This is a genomic window from Erythrobacter sp. MTPC3 (genome assembly GCF_042854385.1).
Lineage (GTDB): Bacteria > Pseudomonadota > Alphaproteobacteria > Sphingomonadales > Sphingomonadaceae > Erythrobacter.
This window is the reverse complement of the sequence record NZ_BTGP01000004.1, coordinates 241374-259551: the sequence shown is the minus strand read 5'-3', so window position 1 is coordinate 259551 and position 18178 is coordinate 241374. Positions and strand designations below refer to the sequence as shown.

The 18178-nt window shown below is 57.6% G+C and carries 18 protein-coding genes; 5 read left to right on the top strand and 13 right to left on the bottom strand.

The window, feature by feature from the left end; translation table 11 throughout:
• Positions 1-32: 32 nt before the first annotated feature.
• The 8 genes from ACGHU1_RS07855 to pyrH form a co-directional block, all read right to left on the bottom strand.
• The gene (locus ACGHU1_RS07855) at positions 33-725 is read right to left on the bottom strand and encodes an OmpH family outer membrane protein (RefSeq protein ID WP_390585398.1); all 693 of its coding nucleotides are present in this window, start codon (positions 723-725) and stop codon (positions 33-35) included.
• Positions 725-3424, bottom strand: coding sequence for an outer membrane protein assembly factor BamA (gene bamA, locus ACGHU1_RS07850; protein ID WP_390585395.1), 2700 nt, complete (start codon positions 3422-3424; stop codon positions 725-727). The genes ACGHU1_RS07855 and bamA overlap by 1 nt, the downstream gene beginning before the upstream one ends.
• 268 nt (positions 3425-3692) lie before the next feature.
• On the bottom strand, positions 3693-4826 hold the full coding sequence (gene rseP, locus ACGHU1_RS07845) for an RIP metalloprotease RseP (protein ID WP_390585392.1): 1134 nt from the start codon (positions 4824-4826) through the stop codon (positions 3693-3695).
• Positions 4819-5982, bottom strand: coding sequence for a 1-deoxy-D-xylulose-5-phosphate reductoisomerase (gene dxr, locus ACGHU1_RS07840; protein ID WP_390585389.1), 1164 nt, complete (start codon positions 5980-5982; stop codon positions 4819-4821). Before dxr ends, rseP begins: the two co-directional genes overlap by 8 nt.
• A 7-nt stretch (positions 5983-5989) precedes the next feature.
• Entirely contained in the window at positions 5990-6724 is a 735-nt protein-coding gene (locus ACGHU1_RS07835) for a phosphatidate cytidylyltransferase (protein ID WP_390585387.1), read from the bottom strand.
• A complete protein-coding gene (uppS, locus tag ACGHU1_RS07830; protein WP_390585384.1) occupies positions 6711-7433 on the bottom strand; it encodes a polyprenyl diphosphate synthase in 723 nt (240 codons plus the stop codon). The genes ACGHU1_RS07835 and uppS overlap by 14 nt, the downstream gene beginning before the upstream one ends.
• A 24-nt stretch (positions 7434-7457) precedes the next feature.
• Complete coding sequence (gene frr, locus ACGHU1_RS07825) at positions 7458-8015, bottom strand: ribosome recycling factor (RefSeq protein ID WP_390585381.1); 558 nt, start codon at positions 8013-8015, stop codon at positions 7458-7460.
• Between the two features lie 3 nt (positions 8016-8018).
• Positions 8019-8741, bottom strand: a complete 723-nt coding sequence (gene pyrH, locus ACGHU1_RS07820; protein ID WP_390585379.1) for a UMP kinase — start codon at positions 8739-8741, stop codon at positions 8019-8021.
• An 85-nt stretch (positions 8742-8826) separates the two neighbouring features.
• On the opposite strand from pyrH, the gene ACGHU1_RS07815 reads away from it, so the two are divergent.
• On the top strand, positions 8827-9495 hold the full coding sequence (locus ACGHU1_RS07815; RefSeq protein WP_390585377.1) for a JmjC domain-containing protein: 669 nt from the start codon (positions 8827-8829) through the stop codon (positions 9493-9495).
• The gene (locus tag ACGHU1_RS07810) at positions 9482-10345 is read left to right on the top strand and encodes a metallophosphoesterase (RefSeq protein ID WP_390585375.1); all 864 of its coding nucleotides are present in this window, start codon (positions 9482-9484) and stop codon (positions 10343-10345) included. The genes ACGHU1_RS07815 and ACGHU1_RS07810 overlap by 14 nt, the downstream gene beginning before the upstream one ends.
• Positions 10346-10383: 38 nt before the next feature.
• Here the strand turns inward: ACGHU1_RS07810 and tsf are convergent, their stop codons facing one another.
• Both tsf and rpsB read right to left on the bottom strand, forming a co-directional pair.
• Positions 10384-11310 (bottom strand): translation elongation factor Ts, encoded by a 927-nt coding sequence (tsf, locus tag ACGHU1_RS07805; RefSeq protein ID WP_390585373.1) that lies wholly within the window; start codon positions 11308-11310, stop codon positions 10384-10386.
• A 105-nt stretch (positions 11311-11415) separates the two neighbouring features.
• Positions 11416-12171 (bottom strand): 30S ribosomal protein S2, encoded by a 756-nt coding sequence (gene rpsB, locus ACGHU1_RS07800; RefSeq protein WP_390585371.1) that lies wholly within the window; start codon positions 12169-12171, stop codon positions 11416-11418.
• Between the two features lie 281 nt (positions 12172-12452).
• On the opposite strand from rpsB, the gene ACGHU1_RS07795 reads away from it, so the two are divergent.
• Positions 12453-12725: a hypothetical protein gene (locus ACGHU1_RS07795; RefSeq protein ID WP_390585369.1), complete on the top strand. Its 273-nt coding sequence runs from the start codon at positions 12453-12455 to the stop codon at positions 12723-12725.
• Here the strand turns inward: ACGHU1_RS07795 and ACGHU1_RS07790 are convergent.
• Together ACGHU1_RS07790 and ACGHU1_RS07785 are read right to left on the bottom strand one after the other, a co-directional pair.
• Complete coding sequence (locus ACGHU1_RS07790) at positions 12670-13533, bottom strand: CDP-alcohol phosphatidyltransferase family protein (protein WP_390585367.1); 864 nt, start codon at positions 13531-13533, stop codon at positions 12670-12672. The two genes, ACGHU1_RS07795 and ACGHU1_RS07790, sit on opposite strands and share 56 nt — an antisense overlap.
• A 22-nt stretch (positions 13534-13555) precedes the next feature.
• Positions 13556-14308, bottom strand: coding sequence for a phosphatidylserine decarboxylase (locus tag ACGHU1_RS07785; RefSeq protein ID WP_390585366.1), 753 nt, complete (start codon positions 14306-14308; stop codon positions 13556-13558).
• A 173-nt stretch (positions 14309-14481) separates the two neighbouring features.
• On the opposite strand from ACGHU1_RS07785, the gene ACGHU1_RS07780 reads away from it, so the two are divergent.
• A complete protein-coding gene (locus ACGHU1_RS07780) occupies positions 14482-15582 on the top strand; it encodes a phosphatase PAP2 family protein (RefSeq protein WP_390585364.1) in 1101 nt (366 codons plus the stop codon).
• On the opposite strand, the gene ACGHU1_RS07775 is transcribed toward ACGHU1_RS07780, so the two are convergent.
• Entirely contained in the window at positions 15543-16673 is a 1131-nt protein-coding gene (locus tag ACGHU1_RS07775; protein WP_390585361.1) for a beta-ketoacyl-ACP synthase III, read from the bottom strand. The two genes, ACGHU1_RS07780 and ACGHU1_RS07775, sit on opposite strands and share 40 nt — an antisense overlap.
• A gap of 547 nt (positions 16674-17220) precedes the next feature.
• Between ACGHU1_RS07775 and ACGHU1_RS07770 the strand changes: the two genes are divergently transcribed.
• Positions 17221-18159 (top strand): nucleotidyltransferase domain-containing protein, encoded by a 939-nt coding sequence (locus ACGHU1_RS07770; protein ID WP_390585359.1) that lies wholly within the window; start codon positions 17221-17223, stop codon positions 18157-18159.
• Positions 18160-18178 lie beyond the last annotated feature (19 nt).

Genomic DNA, 18178 nt, shown 5'->3' with positions numbered 1-18178 from the left:
CTGCCCTTCAATCCTGTCGCTGGCCGCTGGCCTTAACGGCCTTCGGGGGCTGCTGCTGCGCCCTGCTGCTGCGCTTGCTGTGCCTGCTGCTGCTGGATTAGCTGCGCGGTCAGCAATGTCTGCTGGATCTGCTGGAACACCTGCGCGCCATTGCGGCTCGGGCGGTAACCATTCGGCGGAACGATCCCGACGGACGGCACCTTGGCATTGAGCGAGGTCGTTACCTGCGGCGTGATGTCGGCGCTTTCGCTGGCGAACTGGATCGCTTCGGGTTGAAGCACGGCGCCGATCTGCTGGGCTTCGGCGATTTCCTGAACCGCTGCGGGATACTGCGCGAGCACCTGCTCAACAGCATAGATACGCGCGTTGTTCACTTGGTTGTTGATCGCACCGATTTCACCCTCAAGCGTCTGGATCTGCGCCAGATTTGGCGAGTTCTGGACAGCCTGCACTTCAGCTTCGTCAACTTGGCCATTGCCGTTGGTGTCAAACGGCTGAAGCAGTGCTGTCAGCTGTTGCTGTTTGGTCCGGCGTGTTTCGATCTGCGCAGCGTATGTCGTGCTGACCTGCTGATAAGCGGTTTGCAGCGCCGTCGTTCCGAGGATCGCGCGCGAAATGTCAGCGGTCGCGATACGGCCATCAACCTGCGCGGAAGCAGGCGCAGTGACTGCAACAGCGGCAAGCGCAAGGCCCGCCGGGGCGAGAATTTTAGTCATGAGTTTCATTAGAACTGAGTTCCTACATTGAACGTGAAAGTTTTGTCATCATCGCCCTCGACCTTGCGAATGGTCTGAGCGAAATCGATGCGGAACGGCCCGAACGGCGAGTTCCAGTTAATTCCGATGCCGGCGGTGATACGCGGGCTCGGCGTGTCCCCGAGATAGATCTCGCGGGTGTTTGCTACCGTTGAATCCAGCAGGCGAACATTCGGATCGCCATTTACGTCGAATTCGTCGAACGTAAGTTCGCTGGTGACAACACCATTATCGTCAAGAATGGGGTCTCCGGCAGCGTCGACCGACGTGCTGTACAGAAGCTGGCCGGTATCTGCGTCCGTCAGCTGCACGCCGAGCGAATTGTCGAACAGGGTTGGAGTATCATTCCCCCAAAGCGCGCCGACATCCATCCAGATCGACGGGCGCAAACCAAGTTCGCGCGCGCCTGTGCCCAGCGGAATTTCAAGCTCGGCGCGTGCGAGATAATAATTACGCCCGCCAAGTGCATCGTCGCGCACCTGATTGCGGTTTGTAAGAAACGTAATGTTGCCATCGTCATCGAGCACCGGACGATTGTTTTCATCCAGGATCGACTGCTGTGTGAGAATACGCGGTCCAACACCGCGAATATCAAATCCTCTGAACTGTGGCTCACCCAGGAAGAAGCGGTTGGTCAGCAAAACATCATCGACATCATCGCCGCCGCGGTCGCGCAGCGGGACGATTGTGCCTCCCTCTGCCGACAGAGAGAAGATAAAGCCGGTGTTTGCCACGTTCCAGAATTTCTGGGCGCTGCCGCGGAACCTCAGATAGCGTTGATCGCCGCCAAGTCCTGCAAATTCGGTGCTGAGCGAGATCGTCTGGCCGCGCGTCGGGCGCAAACGGGAATTCAAACTGTTGTAATTGACGCTAAGCCCGAGAATGGAGCTGAGCCGATCGCCGAGCGCATCGCACAGGAAACGGCCGGCGCGCAGCGGATCACATTCGGTGGTTCCATCGCCATCGAGATCGCTGAAGAACAGGTTCTCATCGAGGCTGACTTCTTCGTAGTTGAGCGTATAGCTTCCAACCAGCGACATGAATTCGGTGAGCGGAACCCCGACCCGTGTCGAAAAGCCGGTGGTGGCCTGTTCGAACGTCGTGTTGCGATCATTGCCGATGAAATTGAAGCTGTTGAAATCGCGGCGATACACATCGACGCCGGTCGAGATGTTGCGATCAAACAGGTATGGCTCGCTAAAGCTGATCTGCGCGGAACGCGAAAACTGCGAATAATTGAGACTGAGGCCAATTGTCTGCCCGCGGCCGCGGAAGTTCCGCTGGCGGATGCTGCCAGCCAGAATGAACTGCTCGATCGAGGAGAAGCCAGCCGAAAACTGGAGCTCGCCGGTCGGTTGCTCTTCGATATTCGCTTCGAGGATGATGCGGTCAGGCGCGCTGCCCTCAACCTGCGTTACCTCGAAGTTTTCCTGAAAATAACCGAGCGAATTGATGCGCGCGGTGGTGCGCTGAATGCCGATCGAGTTGAACGCGTCGCCTTCACTGACGCGGAATTCGCGGCGGATCACCTTGTCCTGTGTCAGCGTGTTTCCGTTGACATCAACGCGCTCCACATAGACGCGCGGCGCCTGACGCAGGATGAACGTGATGTCCATCGTCAGGTCTTCTTTGTTGCGGTTAAAGCGTGGCTGCACATCCGCAAATGCGTAGCCAAAGCGGCCAGCCAGTTCGGTCAGCTGCTCAACAGTGTCCTCAACCGCTTTCGCATCGTAGAAATCGCCGCTTTGCATTGGCAGGTTGCGGCTCATCACGTCGCTGTCAAAATCGCGCAGCTGGCTTTCGACGCTGACCTCGCCAAAACTGTACCGCTCGCCTTCCTCGACGACATACGTGATGATGAAGTCTTCCTGATCGGGCGTAAGTTCGGCCACGGCGGAGACCACGCGGAAATCGGCATACCCTTCCGTCAGGTAAAACTGGCGCAGCTTCTGCTGGTCAAATGCCAGACGATCGGGGTCGTAACTGGTGTTTGAGCTGAAGAAACGGTGGAAACGCGCCTGTTTTGTGACCATCTCGCCGCGCAATTCACCATCGGAGAACTTTTCGTTGCCGATGATGTTGATCTGGCGGACCTTTGATTTGGGTCCTTCCGTGATCTCGAACACGACATCGACGCGGTTCTGCGGGAGCTGCACCATCTGCGGCTCTACCGTCGCGGCAAACCGCCCCTGCCTTTTATAAAGCTCGATGATGCGGGCCACGTCGGCGCGCACTTTGGAGCGGGTAAAAATCTGCCGCGGCGACAGTTTGATTTCAGGAATGATCTTCTCGTTATCGAGCCGCTTGTTCCCCTCAAGGACAATCCGGTTGATGACCGGGTTTTCGACCACGGTGATCACGACATTGCCGTCATCACTACGGATTGAAAAGTCGGCAAACAGCTCCGTCGCGCCAAGGTCTTTCAACGCCTCATCAGCGGCAGCGGAAGTGTATTCCTGACCGACGCGCAGTCGGATGTAACTAAGGATGGTTGTCGGCTCGAGACGTTCGGAACCTGAAACGCTGATCGACCGAATAACGTTCGCGCTGGGCTCCTGTGCGGGAGCGGGAGCAGGAGCTGGAGCAGGAGCTGGCTGGGCTGCCGCGCCGGCATTTGCCGCATCGACCTCGTCCTGGGCCAATGCGGCGTAGGGAACACCGGCAAGCATCGTGGCGCCTGTCAAAGCGAACGCAAGACGCCCGCTTCGATTGAAAACCTTTTGGGTGACAGCCTTGCGGCCCGTCTCACTGCATCGATTCATGGAGTAAAAAATCCCGTTTAACCCGTCTTTGTCATGCCCGAAATTGGGGCACGCCATCCCCTCATGGCGCGTATTTCACGGTCCGTATCGGTCCGTTTCTGCCTGTGCCCCAAGCAGCTAAAGCAATCAAGCGGTCTCCCCGTGCGATACAGGTTTGACCGCCGCCTTTCCCCGATTAACTGCCGAACAGCGAGCCGAAGATCGATAGCGATGTCACGTCATTGACGGTCACGACCACCATGAAGACCAGCACGACCGCGATACCGGTGCGATAGGCCCATTCGGTTGCGACAGGCCCAACCGGCTTTCTCCGCACCGCTTCCGCTGCATAGAATGCCAGATGCCCGCCATCGAGCGCGGGGATTGGCAAGAAGTTGATGAATGCCAAATTAAGCGAGATCAATGCGGCGAAATTCAGGAAGGCAATCCAGCCCAAACTCATCTGTTCACCGGAATACTTTGCGATCTTTACAGGTCCGCCCAGTTCCTTGATCGAACGTTCGCCCGTGACGACCTGTTTCAATCCGGTCAGCATCATGCCCAGCACGTCCCAGCTATGGGCAGCGGCCATCGGGATGGCTTCGAATGGGCCAACGGCTTCCATGACGAATTCCGCGTCTGTCGGGCCGACGCCGATCATGCCGATTACGCTGGTGTTTCCGAATGTGTCGGTCATTTCGACGCGTTCGGTGGTCATCGAAAAGTCTAGTCTTTCATCACCGCGAAGGGCTGTGACCACCAGATCTTTCGAAGGGTAGAGTGCAATCTCATCGCGAATGGCCCGGAAATCCTCGACCTCCGCCCCGTCGATTGCGGTAATGACATCGCCAATCTGCATCCCCGCCTCTGCCGCCACCGATGTCTCGGAAAACTCGCCAACGGTGCGCGTATCAACCGCACTTTCCAAAGTCGGACGGCCTAGCATGGCAAACAATCCCGCGAAGATCGCTATGGTGATCAGCAGGTTTGCCACCGGGCCAGCAGCAACGATCAGAGCCCGTTTCCACAGCGCCGCCTGCTGAAAGCCATCAGCGTCCGCCGGTGCAGATGGATCGGGCACGCTGGCCGGGTTCATGTCGCCTTTGAACTGCACGTATCCGCCCAGCGGCAGCATCGAGAGTTTCCAGCGCGTCCCGCGTTTGTCGGTGTAACCGGCGATTTCCTTACCAAAACCGACCGAAAACGCCTCAGCACCGACGCCGAACCAGCGCCCCACGAGATAGTGGCCAAGTTCGTGCAGGGTTACGAGCGGACCCAGCACAAGCAGGAAACCGATTACGTACATCCAGAAAGGGGGCGATTCAAACAAGGGCGTTGCTTTCCAAAGATTGGCTGGCGCGATTTCGCGCTTCTTCATCTACCGCAAGCACTTCGTCCAGCGAAGCGGGTGCCGGCGCGCTATACGCGCTCAGGGTTTCTTCGACCACTGCCGTAATGGCCATGAACCCAATCTGACCATCCAGAAATGCCCCGACGGCAATCTCGTTTGCGGCGTTCAAGGTGGCAGGTGCCGCCCCGCCCGCCTCGATGGCTTCCCTTGCGATCCGGGTGGCGGGGAACCGTTCTTCGTCTGGATTGAAGAAAGAAAGCTCTCCGATGGATGCAAGGTCCAAAGGCTCCAGCGGGGTTTCCATCCGTTTTGGCCATGCCAGGCACGATGCGATCGGCACGCGCATATCGGACGGGCCAAGCTGGGCAAGAGTGGAGCGGTCGCGGTATTCGACCATCGAATGAATGACGCTTTGCGGATGAACCACGATGCCCAACCGGTCCAGTCCAACAGGGAACAGGTGGTGGGCCTCGATAAATTCGAGCCCCTTGTTCATCATTGTTGCGGAATCGACGCTGATCTTTGCGCCCATTGACCAATTGGGGTGCGCAACGGCCTGTTCCGGCGTCGCGGCGCGCAATTTATCAAGGGACCACGTGCGAAGCGGCCCCCCGCTCGCGGTGAGGGTGATGCGCGAAACCTCGGCCAGATCGTTTCCGGCCAGGCACTGGAAAATCGCATTGTGCTCGCTGTCGGTGGGCAGCAGTGTCGCGCCGTTTCGGGTGGCAGCAGAGATCAGCACCTCACCGGCGGAGACAAGCGCCTCTTTATTGGCGAGCGCAATGGTGCCGCCGCGTTCTACCGCCGTCATGACGGGGCCGAGGCCTGCACAGCCAACGATCGCTGCGACTGTCATATCAACCGGGCGCGAGGCCGCATCACACAGCGCCTGTTTGCCGCCCGCCGCATCGACCGCGGAGCCGGATAGCGCCTGCTTCAATTCAGGCAGGCAGCTTTCATCGCCAACAACCGCGAGCTTTGCTCCGAATTCGAGCGCCAGCTTGGCAAGATCTTTTGCAGAGCGATTGGCCGTAAGAGTATCGACCCGCCATTCAGCAGGGTTGCGGCGGATCAGGTCCAGCGTCGATGCGCCGATTGATCCGGTCGCGCCAAGGATTGTGATTGAGCGGGTCATGCGGGCCTCATCCAATCATTATGCGGGTAATGAAGAGGATTGAAAACACCGCCAGAAACCCATCGAGCCTGTCGAAAACGCCGCCGTGGCCGGGGATCAGATTGCTGGAATCCTTTCGACCCGCCCGCCGTTTCATCCAGCTTTCGAAAAAATCACCAGCCTGCGCCAGTACAGCGATCGCAATGCCAGCGAAAATCGCTGCGAGCACATTGGAAATCGTCACGCCCTCGATAGACGCTTCACCGTAATGGCCAGCGTCGGGAAAGGAATACAGCACTGCGATCGCAACCGCACTTGCCGCAAGCGCGCCTCCGCCCAGCCCTGCCCATGTTTTGGACGGGCTGATGGAAGGCGCGATTTTTGGCCCTCCGACTGCGCGGCCGACAAAATATGCCCCCACATCAACCGCCACGACCGGTGCAAGGAAACCCAGAATGAAGAACATCGGCACATAGCTGTTGCGTGCCTCAATCATGGCATAGGCGGCGGCACTGACATAAACCGCGCCGAAAAACATCCATGTAATCTCGGACAGGCCGGACACATCGAAACCGCGCACCAGGCGGTTCCATTCCCATAGCACCAACCCGGCCAGCAGGATCACAAGTCCGCTCCACCACCAGCTGCCCAGCCACACGGCAACGCCGACAATCGCGGCCATCACGACGCCTGATACAAACCGCACAGGCAGGTCGGAAAGGCCTCTCACCTTGTCGCGAAACCGGACTTCACCGTCCGCCATAACGCCGCTCCCTCCGGGCAAAATTATCAAGCGCCTGCTGTAGGTGTTCAGGCTTAAAATCTGGCCAAAGTGTATCGACAAACAGCATTTCGGCATAAGCCGCCTGCCATAGCAGGAAATTGGACAGCCGCACTTCGCCACTGGTGCGGATCAGCAGGTCGAGCGGCGGGAGGTCATTGGTATCAAGCTGCGCTTCAATAGCGTCGGCCGTGATTTCGCCCAGCGCAGCGGCTTTCGCAGCGGCCCGCGCAATTTCATGCTGGCCGCCATAATTCAGCGCCACTGCGAGGGTGTTCTTGCCATTGGCGGTTTGCGCCAGCGCATCCTCAAGCATGGCGACGATATCTGGGGCGAGCGATTGCCAGTCGCCGATAATCTTTAGCTTCACATCGTTGGTGATGAATTCGGGCAGGTCCGATTTGATGAACTTGCGCATCAGGTTCATCAGATCATCGACTTCGTCGTCGGACCGCTTCCAGTTTTCCGAAGAGAAAGCATAGAGGGTCAGGCATTCAAGGCCCATGCCGTCAATACCGCGCACCAGCCGCCTGACCGCCTCTACACCGCGCTGATGCCCGATAGACCGCGGCAGAGCGCGCTTTTTCGCCCAGCGGCCATTGCCATCCATGATGATGGCAACATGGCGAGCACCAGGGTCACTGGCCGCGCCGTGTTTGCGTCCATCGGATGGCGCGGGCTTGTCGCCCATGGTTTCTCCCCGTCCCAACACCGCTTATTGCGTCAGGATTTCCTGCTCTTTCTTGGCTGCGGCATCATCGGCGTCCGCGACGTATTTGTCCGTCAGCTTTTGTACTTCGTCTTCCATCCGCTTGCGGTCGTCTTCGGAAATCTCTTTCTTCTTCTCGTCGGTTTTCAGATCTTCCATGCCATCGCGGCGCACATTGCGGATCGCGATCTTGGCTTTTTCGGCATATTGCCCGGCGAGTTTCGCCAATTCCTTGCGACGCTCTTCGGTAAGGTCGGGCATTGGCAGGCGCACTGTCTGGCCATCGGTCATCGGGTTGAGGCCAAGATTGGCTTTGGTGATGCCCTTTTCGACAGCGGCGACATTCGTCTTGTCCCACACCTGCACGGCCAACATGCGCGGCTCCGGCGCGTTGACGGTCGCAACCTGGTTAAGCGGCATCATCGCGCCGTAAACCTCAACCTGAACGGGATCGAGCAAGCTGGTGTTCGCCCGGCCTGTGCGCAGACCGGAAAGATCGCTTTTCAGCGCCTCCACCGCACCGTTCATACGGCGTTCGATGTCAGCCTTGTCGTATTGCGCCATGGGTTACGCTTCCTTCTGTACTATCGTCTGGGTGCCTTCGCCCGAAAGGACGGTGGCAACATTGCCTTTATCGCGGATCGAGAACACCACTATCGGAATGTCATTCTCGCGGCAAAGTGCAACTGCCGTTGCATCCATAACCTTGAGATTGTCGGACAAAACCTGATCGTAGGTGATTGTATCGAAACGCACAGCTTCGGGATTGTGTTTTGGATCGCTGTCATAGACCCCGTCGACGCTGGTGCCTTTAAGCAAAGCATCGCAATTCATCTCGGCAGCGCGCAGGGCGGCGCCTGTGTCAGTGGTGAAAAACGGGTTCCCAGTTCCGGCAGCAAAAATGACGATCCGCCCTTTTTGCAAATGCCGCTCTGCTCGCCTGCGGATATAGGGTTCGCAAACGCTGCTCATGGGGATTGCAGATTGGACGCGGGTTTCGACGCCAAGTTGCTCCAGCGCGTTTTGCATCGCGAGCGCATTCATCACGGTCGCCAACATGCCCATGTAATCGCCTGTGGTCCGGTCCAGACCCTTGGCCGCCGCCGATATACCGCGAAAAATATTGCCGCCGCCAATCACGAGACAGACTTCGAGCCCGGCTTCCTTGGCAGTCTTGACCTCTTCGGCGAGCCGCGCAACGTAGGCAGGATCAATCCCGTATTCCTGCTCGCCCATAAGAACCTCGCCCGAAAGCTTGAGGAGGACGCGCTTGATTTCAGGAATAGGCATAATTATCCGGTGTCCTATTGGTGTTTACAGACGGCGGTTCCCTTAGCCGCAAAGCGAAAGCACGCAAAGGGAAAGGGGACCGATCATGGCACAGCCGCTGACACAATTCCTTGCCCCCATCAGGCCGAAAGATGTGCTTAGCAATGCTGCGCGGGCAAAAATGCCTCTTCAACACGGCCGGTGTGACCATTCAAAAAGCGCGCTGCTGTCGTGGGACAGGCTTTGCGAGATGGCGGTGAAAGCCAATCACCCCGAAGAATTGCGCGTTTCATCCAACCGCAATTTCGTGCCGCTCGAGTTTTTGAGGACGGGTGAACATCTCGACCGGGCCAAGCTGGACCGATTGTTGGAGATCGGCGCGAGTGTCGTGCTCGAATCAGCGCACCGATTTGACGAAAATCTGGCCGAAATCGTTCGGGACTTCATCGCAGAAAGCGGTAAGCCGGCACGCCTCGGCGCAATCGGCTCGACTGGCAATTCAGGCGCTCTCAAGAAACACTCCGACCCGATGGACCTATTGCTGGTTCAGATCGACGGCGCAAAGCATTGGCGATTGTATGCGCCGGACGATGAAACGGATGAGGCTGCGGAACACTCAGCCACTCCTCCTAAGCCCGTTATGGAACATACTTTGCGCGAAGGGGAGTTTCTGTTTGTGCCGGCTGGCACGCCGCATGAATGCGATACAGTCGGCGGGCGTTCACTGCATGTCGGGCTTGGCTTCACAAACCCAAACTACAATGTCTGGGGCTAAACCGCGCCGCAGGATTGCCCGGTTCAAATGGCTCGTCCTTGCGCTGACTGTCGCAGGGTGTTTGATACTGGTGAAGGCGTTTCGCGACACCATGGGCGATCCCGTCGTCCATAGGGTGTCTGTAACCAGCGCCGGGCTGCCCGCTGGATCGGAACCAGTTACGATAGCATTGCTGGCGGATATCCATGTTGCCGGCCCCGATATGCCGCCATCACGGCTTGAACGGATTGTGGAGCAGGTCAACCGGCTGGAACCCGATCTGGTCGCGATCGCCGGTGATCTGGTCAGCGAGAAACGGACTGCAACGCATATCTATTCGCCCGAAGAAATCATCGCGCCCCTTGGCAAACTCGATGCGAAACTGGGCGTTGCCATTGTACCCGGCAACCATGATCACTGGTTTGATTGGGCCGCTCTGAAAACGGAAATTCGAAAATCGCCTCAACTGACGGTTCTCGTGAATGACGCTGCGCAATTCGGACCTTTGGTGGTCGCAGGTTCAGACGATGCCTTCACCGGTCGCGACGATTTGGAGGCAACGTTTGGCGCGATGGACCGGCTGTCCGGTGCGCGCATCGTCTTGACCCACAGTCCCGATATCTTTCCGCAAGTTCCGGTCGATGTCGATGTCACCCTCGCCGGACACACGCATTGCGGGCAGATCGCCTATCCGTGGGGCGGATCGCCTGCGACCATGTCGGAATACGGCGACCTGTATGCGTGCGGTATCATGGAACAACACGGCAAAACGCTGGTCACCAGCGCCGGGATCGGCACCAGTTTGCTGCCCATCCGCCTGTTCACCCAGCCCGAAATCTGGCTGATAGAAATACGGCCGCCGCAATCCTGAGACTGCGACGGCCGTAGCGTGTTCTATTCTGGAAGGGATCAACCGCCGACGGCAGCTGCAACCTCCGCTGCGAAATCGCTCTCTTCGACTTCGATGCCTTCGCCAAGCTGGTAGCGGACGTAATCGGTCAGTTTGACCGTGCCGCCATTGTCCTTGCCGAATTTGGCAACAACGTCTTCGACGCTGGACTTGTTGTCCATGACGAACATCTGGCTGAGCAGCGCGTTTTCCTTGGCGAATTTCTTGATCGCGCCTTCGACCATCTTTTCCTGAACATTTTCAGGCTTGCCGCTTTCGGCAGCCTTTTCCTTTGCAACCGCGCGCTCACGCTCGATCACGGCGGTATCGAGGCCTTCTGCGTCGAGCGCCTGCGGGAACATCGATGCAATGTGCATGGCCAATTGCTTGCCAAATGGCTCCAGCACGTCGGCGGAAAGATCGCTTTCCAAAGCAACCAGAACGCCGATCTTGCCAAGACCTTCGGCCGCCGCGTTGTGGACGTAGGAGACAACCGCGCCCTGCGGAACCGAAACGGTCTTCATGCGGCGGATCTGCTGGTTTTCACCGATGGTCGCGACGTTATCCGTCAGCTTGTCGGAAACGGTGCCGCCATCCGGGTAGTCAGCCGCCTTCAAGGCTTCGACATCGTCACTGCCAAGCGTCAGAGCAACAGCGGTCGTCTTGCGAACGAAATCCTGAAACTTCTCATTCTTGGCAACGAAATCGGTTTCGGAGTTCACTTCGACAGCAACGCCCTTGGTCCCTTCGACAGCAACGCCGACGAGGCCTTCTGCCGCAGTACGGCTGGATTTTTTCTGAGCGGTAGCGAGGCCTTTGGCGCGCAGTGCGTCAACAGCGGCTTCGATATCGCCGCCAGCTTCGGTCAGTGCCTTTTTGGCGTCCATCATGCCTGCGCCGGTTTTTTCGCGCAGGGTCTTCACATCGGCGACGGTGAAATCGGCCATGGAGATTTCCTTTGTAAATAGTGTGGGCGCCGGAGCCCCACGATTGCGGGATATCCGGCGCGCTAGTTTGCAATTGTGACGCGCGGTTGACGCGCATCGAACAGGTCAGGCTTCAGCAGCAACTTCTGCTGGTGGTTCGGCCATTGCGCCAACGTCTTCGCCGGAATCGGCGACCGCGCCGCCTTTGCCCGCATTGGCTGCATCGCTAATTGCCTGGCAATAAAGACGAACCGCACGGCTCGCATCGTCATTGCCCGGAACAGGGAAAGCGATGTTGGATGGATCGACATTGGTATCGAGGACCGCAATCACCGGAATGCCGAGAACGGCCGCTTCCTTGATGGCTAGGTCTTCCTTGTTCGCATCGATCACGAACATCACGTCGGGAATGCCGCCCATGTCACGGATACCGCCAAGCGACAGTTCCAGCTTTTCACGCTCACGCGTCAGCTGCAGGACTTCTTTCTTGGTGAAGCCGCTGGTGTCACCGGAAAGCTGTTCTTCAAGAGTCTTGAGACGCTTGATCGAACCGCTGATGGTTTTCCAGTTGGTCAGCATACCGCCCAGCCAGCGGTGGTTGACGAAGTGCTGGCCCGATGCGCGCGCGGCTTCGGCGATAGGCTCTTGCGCCTGACGCTTCGTTCCGACGAACAGAACCTTGCCGCCTGCGCGGACAGCCTGCTCGACAAAATCGAGTGCGCGCGAGAAAAGTGGCACGGTCTGCGACAGGTCGATGATGTGAACACCGTTGCGGTTGCCGAAGATATACGGCTTCATCCGCGGGTTCCAGCGGTGGGTCTGGTGGCCGAAGTGTGCGCCGGCCTCAATCAATTGCTGCATTGTGACGGTAGTGGCCGCCATAGGTAATTCCTTTCCGGTTAGTCCTCTGGACGGCTGGGAACCGCCGGCGGAGATCCCGCTGGCAGCACCGGTATGAAGTGCCATCCATGTGAATTTCGCTCGATCCGCATCGGGGATGCCCTCAACGTTTCAAGCGAGACGGCGCGCATAGCGACCAGCCGCGCAATAATCCAGCCTTTTTCCAGAAACTGCCACCAATCCCGATTTTTCTGCTTGACGAGTTAGAACAGATGCGGAACAAGGAGGTGAGAACAAAGATGGTACGCACAGGGAAATTGGCTATGATGACAGCAACACTCGCAGTTCTGGTAACGGTTATCGCAATCGCATCCGTTTTGACCCTGATCGATTGTGTGCTGAGAGCGCAGAGCGCCTATGGCTCTTTGAAACGTCAAAGCGCGCTGGTGCAGGCCGGCTTCGTTCCGCAGGTTGAAGCACAGACGCTCCGCATGCGTCCGTCGCTTCAGCGTCCCGCTGCCGGGGCGACCCGCCCGTTCGCTAAACGCTTGCCTCGCCGGGGGTCGGTGCCTGCTCGGCTGCGCGGCGCCGCTTGATCCTTGCGTATTTGACCAGCGCGTAAGGCATTAGAGCCAGATACACCGCACTGATCACGGTCAGCGACCACCACGGCTCTCTCAACAAAGCGGCAAATGCTATTGTGGTGAGGGCTATCAACATCAGCCGGATACCGCGCCGCGGCCGGATTGCACCCCAGCTGAGGGTCGCAATATTCGAAATCATGAGCACTGCGATCAGGCCGATCCAGATGGACAGCACAATCGGATCGCGGAAAAATTCGATGCCGGTCTCATTCCAGATGTAAAACGGTGTAAAGGCCAGCCCGGCACCCAGCGGCGCCGGAACACCTGTCAGAAAACCGGCCGATTTGTGTGGCTGTTCATCGATGTCGATTTGCGCATTGAACCGCGCAAGCCGCAGCGCGCAGCAAATCGCAAACCCCAGCGCAGCAAACCATCCGAACACATCGAGGTTCTGCAACGACCACATATACAGGATCAGTGCCGGAGCCATCCCGAACGAAAGGGAATCGGCAAGACTGTCCAGCTCCGCACCGAACCGTGACTGCGCATTGAGCAATCGGGCAACGCGCCCGTCCATCCCGTCAAGCACCCCGGCGAGGATTATGGCGAGAACTGCAAACGCCCACTCACCTTCGAATGCAAAGCGGATGCCGGTCAAACCGGATGCAATTGCAGCGGCGGTGATGGTGTTCGGGATCATCGCCCGCAAACTCAACCCGCGCGGATCGGCGGGAGCCTCGATTACCTCATCCTCGGCCGCCTTCGGCCCAAGCCTGGAGGGTCCGATTGGCCCGGACTTACGGAAAGACGGTTTCTTCATGCCGCAGCCCGTTCATACCGCGTCATTGCGACACCCCTTCCAAAAGACCTTGCATACCAAGCTCGGCCAGAACAGTTTCGCCTGCGATGCAACGCTGACCCAGCAGCACTTTAGCATCAGTGCCGGCTGGCAGATAAACATCGACCCGGCTCCCGAACCGGATGAGCCCGACCCGCTGCCCTTTGGCAACGGTGTCACCCGGCTTCACAAACGGAACGATCCGCCGCGCGATCAGTCCGGCAATCTGGGTAAATCCAACAGCCAAACCGTCGCCGCGCTCCACCAGCATGTGCTGGCGTTCATTTTCTTCGCTGGCTTTATCAAGGTCGGCATTCACAAATTTACCCGGAATATAGACCAGTCGCCGGATTGTGCCCGCTATCGGCGTGCGATTGATGTGCACGTCGAAAACGCTCATGAAAATGGAGATGCGCGTGACCGGCCCTGCTGGAAGGCCAGCATGGCCCGACCCGTCATCGATCTGCAGTTCCTTGGGCGGCTCAACCGTGGTGATCAGCGACACCACGCCATCGGCAGGCGCAACGATTGAATGATCGGCCTGCGGGACAACGCGTTCGGGATCGCGGAAAAACGCAAATACACCGGCCGACAGGGCGAGCAGCGGCCAGCCGATGATCTCCCAATCCAAAATGAGCAGCGGCACCAGACTGATCAAAACTGCAATCACCCCGTATTTACGCCCTTCGGGATGGATCGCTGGCCAACTCCAGCCAGCCTCGCCGCGTCCTTGATTGTCGAGAATTTCACCTGCCATAACAAGGCATCTAGAGTTGGCAGCGCGCACGCGCAAGCGATGCAATCACGCCTCGCAAACAAGACCGACGAAAACCGCATTGCCAGACAGGCATTTCTTGCTAACTCTTAGCCGTTCTTCGCACATTTACCCTTTCACCGTTTAGTAAGACGTTTACCTTAATTCACCGCCTCGTGATTAACAGCGCACCTAAGGGCCAATTTGGCCAAGAACATCGGCAAACCCTCGCCCAGCGGGCGCTGGGTGAAGTGCCGATTTATGTCATTGGCCTGTCGATCATGGCGCTTTGCATCGGCCTGCTGATGGCCAACGGGATTAAGATCAGCGTTAGCGGCATCATAGAGAACGCCCGTCTGTTCCTTACTTTCACAGTCATCCTCGTCTTTTTCGACGTCGTCTGGCAGCTCAACCGGCAGCGCCCGGACAGCCCTTTTGCGCTTGTAAAAGAGCGATATTCCGACGCCGCCCTATGGCGTCAGATCGTCGGCGGACTTCCGCTAATTGCTATGGCGATTTTGGTCCTGCCGTTCTTTTCCAAAATGAAATCTGCGATCCCGCTGTTTAACGAGTACACCTGGGACCAGACATTCGTCGAATGGGATCAGGCGATCTTTTTCGGGTATGACGCATGGCAGGTGCTCCAGCCAGTTTTAGGGTATCCGATTGTCACAGCGTTCTTGGCGCTGCTGTATCACTTGTGGTTCCTGCTGCTTTACCCGGGCGTCATGTTCTTTGTGTTTTACCGCATGGATAGCCAGCTGCGCAGGCAGTTCTTCATGACTTATATGCTCAGCTGGTCGCTCATCGGCGGCGCAATGGCGACTTGGCTTGCCTCTGTCGGACCGTGTTTCCTCGAACCGATGCTGGGTAACGCGCATTTCAACGAGCAAATGGCGTATCTCAACGCCGCGAACGAGCAGGTTCCCATTATGACTTTGCGCGTTCAGGATATGCTTCTCGAATGGCATGGGTCATCTAAAAATGGCCTGGGTAGCGGTATCACCGCCATGCCCAGCATGCACTGCGCCATCGCTTTGATTTACTGGCTGGCGGTCAAACAGATCCATCGCGGCTGGGGCGCAGCATTTGGTCTGTTCTTCATCATCACGTGGATCAGCAGCGTCCATCTCGCCTATCATTATGCGGTCGACGGACTGATTTCGGTTTTTGCCGTGCTGGCGATCTGGTGGTTGTCCAAGAAAATCATCACAGCCTGGGATGCTTGGACGGAACGTCAGGCAGCCTTGCGGACAAACACCGTTCCGGCCGAATAACCTGCACCGAAACTGCAAATCAGCCCGGTGTCACCCGGTGCAAGATCGCTGCTGTGCAAGTGAAACGCGATGATTGACCCTGCGCTTGATGTGTTTCCGTATGTATCGAGCACCGTGGGGCTTTCATCATCGTTCGCTTCGTGACCCAGCACCCTTTGCGCGATTAATCGGTTCATCCCGGCATTGGCCTGGTGAAGCCACAGTCTGCGCAAAGTGGCGGGATCGATTTGCAGCTTTTCAGCCTCATCAACGATCATCTGTGCGACCATCGGCACCACTTCCTTGAACACCTTGCGCCCTTCCTGGACGAAGAGTTTATCCGCACCATCCGCATTTTCAGGCGCGGCGCGATTGAGGAAGCCGAAATTGTTGCGGATATTGTTGGAGAAAACCGTTTTCAGTTTAGTGCTGAGAATGTCCCAGTGATCCTTTGGCGCAAGCGCGGCATCCTCCACCAGAACGGCGGTGGCAACGTCGCCGAAAATGAAATGGCTATCGCGGTCCCGCCAATTGAGATGCCCCGATGTGATTTCCGGGCTGATGACCAGCACGCTTTTCGCGTTGCCCGCACGCACATAATCCGCCGCAGTCTGGATACCGAACGTCGCTGAAGAACACGCGACATTCATATCGAACCCAAAGCCGTCAATGCCAAGCGCCTGCTGAATCTCGATTGCCATGGCCGGATAGGGGCGCTCCATATTCGAAGCGGCGCACAGGACAGCGTCAACATCCTTCACATCGCGTCCCGCCTTATCCAGCGCCTGCCGCGCCGCGATCACTCCGATTTCAGCCATCATCGAAAGTTCATCGTTGGAACGCTCGTCCCAGCGCGGGCTCATGATTGCAGGGTCCAGAACAGGCGCTTTCGCCATCACATGACGCGCTTTGATCCCGCTCGCTTTTTCGATGAATTCTACCGAAGAATGCTGCAACGCCTCCGCCTCGCCCGCCGCAATCGCATCGGCATTGGCAGCGTTGTGACGATCAACATAGGCGTTGAAACTTTCGACCAGTTCCTCGTTCGTGATCGAGGCTTCGGGCGTGAACAGGCCGGTTGCGGAGATGACGGGACGATGAGTGAGTTGCACGATATGCACCTTGTTCTGACGGGGAAGCGGGCAATAAACCCCTCCCCGCGCCCTCGCAAGTGCCACAAGGCGCAGGACGCACCATAAATTACGCGCAGCGGGCGGAACGAAACATCGGTGCCAAGGGCGAGAAAGGGCGGTGGTGGCAGGGCTTGAATCGAACCTGAAAAATAACCCTTTGATATCAATCTTGTTCTCAGAACGAATGCAAACCTTCCCCCACACTCTCCCCCACATTTTTGTTCATATAAGCCTTGTTCGATTCAGCTTTTCGACAATTAAGCTGAATATTTCGAGCTTTCGCGATGCCCCCACATGCGATTTTCGGAGTCGGTCGAGACCTACCGAACTCCACTTACAGGCACCGCTCCCAGCCGTCGAGAACCTGACTGCAAGTCTGGATTGAGAGTTCAATTCAGCCCCCTCCCCAGTTCTTGGTATTGACGCACGAAGCTTACCCTGACTCAACGAATCCAATGAGAAAACATTGCGGACGAAATTTGATCGACAGGTGCAACCATTCCAGCACCTTGCTAGGTGTCGGGTAATGAAGACCGACCTCGATCATCTGCCACCGCAAAAGCAGCGCGAGATTGAACGCGTGGTGCAGCTGATCTTTGAGGAATTCGATGACGCTTTCGCGCTTGCCAAGCACGAATGGAAGAAGGCCGGGCGCATCCTCAAGGTGATCCTCTATGGCAGCTATGCGCGGGGAACGTGGGTCGACGAGCCCCACACTGCCAAGGGCTATCAGTCGGATTTTGACCTCCTCATCATCGTCAACAACAAGCGACTGACCGACCGGGTGAAGTACTGGGCGAAGCTCGATGATCGGCTGATGCGCGAGTACGGGGTGACGAAGACGCTCAAGACCCCGGTAAACTTCATCGTCCACACTCTGCAGGAAGTGAACGACGGGCTGGCGCACGGGCGCTACTTCTTCATGGACGTGAAGCGGGAAGGCGTAGCGCTCTACCAGTTTGATGACACCGAACTCCACACGCCCAAGCCGAAAACCTCGACACAGGCGCTGGCAATGGCGCGAGAGTACTTCGACGAATGGTATCCAAGTGCGATGCGCGCTCACGTCAACTTCGGCGATGACTTAGCCCGTGAGTGGAACAAGGATGCGGCCTTCATGCTGCATCAGGCGACTGAGCGCTTGTACCACTGCGTTCTTCTGGTCTGCACTTTCTACACGCCTCACGTTCACAATCTGGGCTTTCTGCGCACACAGGCTGAGCGCATCGATCCGCGCCTCACCTATGTCTGGCCCCGCGACACCCGCCGCGACCGCGCTCGGTTTGAGAAGCTCAAAGAAGCCTACGTGAAAGCGCGCTACTCCAAACACTACCGCATCTCGAAGGATGAGCTCGAATGGCTCGGAGAGCAAGTCGAGGAGTTAGGCCGAGTGGTACACGCAGTGTGTTCCGGGCGGCTGGAGAAACTGAAGGCCAATGCTCGGGCGAAACCGGACAAGCAGTAAGGCAGCAAAGGCAAATACG

What these genes read in the sequence shown, in the direction of transcription:
- uppS (WP_390585384.1), bottom strand. Translation starts at nt 7,433, where the DNA reads ATGGGCGACAAGCCCGCGCCATCCGATGGACGCAAACACGGCGCGGCC.
- ACGHU1_RS07790 (WP_390585367.1), bottom strand. Translation starts at nt 13,533, where the DNA reads ATGAAGAAACCGTCTTTCCGTAAGTCCGGGCCAATCGGACCCTCCAGG.
- ACGHU1_RS07795 (WP_390585369.1), top strand. Translation starts at nt 12,453, where the DNA reads ATGATGACAGCAACACTCGCAGTTCTGGTAACGGTTATCGCAATCGCA.
- frr (WP_390585381.1), bottom strand. Translation starts at nt 8,015, where the DNA reads ATGGCGCAATACGACAAGGCTGACATCGAACGCCGTATGAACGGTGCG.
- ACGHU1_RS07855 (WP_390585398.1), bottom strand. Translation starts at nt 725, where the DNA reads ATGAAACTCATGACTAAAATTCTCGCCCCGGCGGGCCTTGCGCTTGCC.
- ACGHU1_RS07770 (WP_390585359.1), top strand. Translation starts at nt 17,221, where the DNA reads ATGAAGACCGACCTCGATCATCTGCCACCGCAAAAGCAGCGCGAGATT.
- bamA (WP_390585395.1), bottom strand. Translation starts at nt 3,424, where the DNA reads ATGCTTGCCGGTGTTCCCTACGCCGCATTGGCCCAGGACGAGGTCGAT.
- rpsB (WP_390585371.1), bottom strand. Translation starts at nt 12,171, where the DNA reads ATGGCGGCCACTACCGTCACAATGCAGCAATTGATTGAGGCCGGCGCA.
- tsf (WP_390585373.1), bottom strand. Translation starts at nt 11,310, where the DNA reads ATGGCCGATTTCACCGTCGCCGATGTGAAGACCCTGCGCGAAAAAACC.
- pyrH (WP_390585379.1), bottom strand. Translation starts at nt 8,741, where the DNA reads ATGCCTATTCCTGAAATCAAGCGCGTCCTCCTCAAGCTTTCGGGCGAG.
- ACGHU1_RS07810 (WP_390585375.1), top strand. Translation starts at nt 9,482, where the DNA reads ATGTCTGGGGCTAAACCGCGCCGCAGGATTGCCCGGTTCAAATGGCTC.
- ACGHU1_RS07835 (WP_390585387.1), bottom strand. Translation starts at nt 6,724, where the DNA reads ATGGCGGACGGTGAAGTCCGGTTTCGCGACAAGGTGAGAGGCCTTTCC.
- ACGHU1_RS07815 (WP_390585377.1), top strand. Translation starts at nt 8,827, where the DNA reads ATGGCACAGCCGCTGACACAATTCCTTGCCCCCATCAGGCCGAAAGAT.
- ACGHU1_RS07785 (WP_390585366.1), bottom strand. Translation starts at nt 14,308, where the DNA reads ATGGCAGGTGAAATTCTCGACAATCAAGGACGCGGCGAGGCTGGCTGG.
- dxr (WP_390585389.1), bottom strand. Translation starts at nt 5,982, where the DNA reads ATGACCCGCTCAATCACAATCCTTGGCGCGACCGGATCAATCGGCGCA.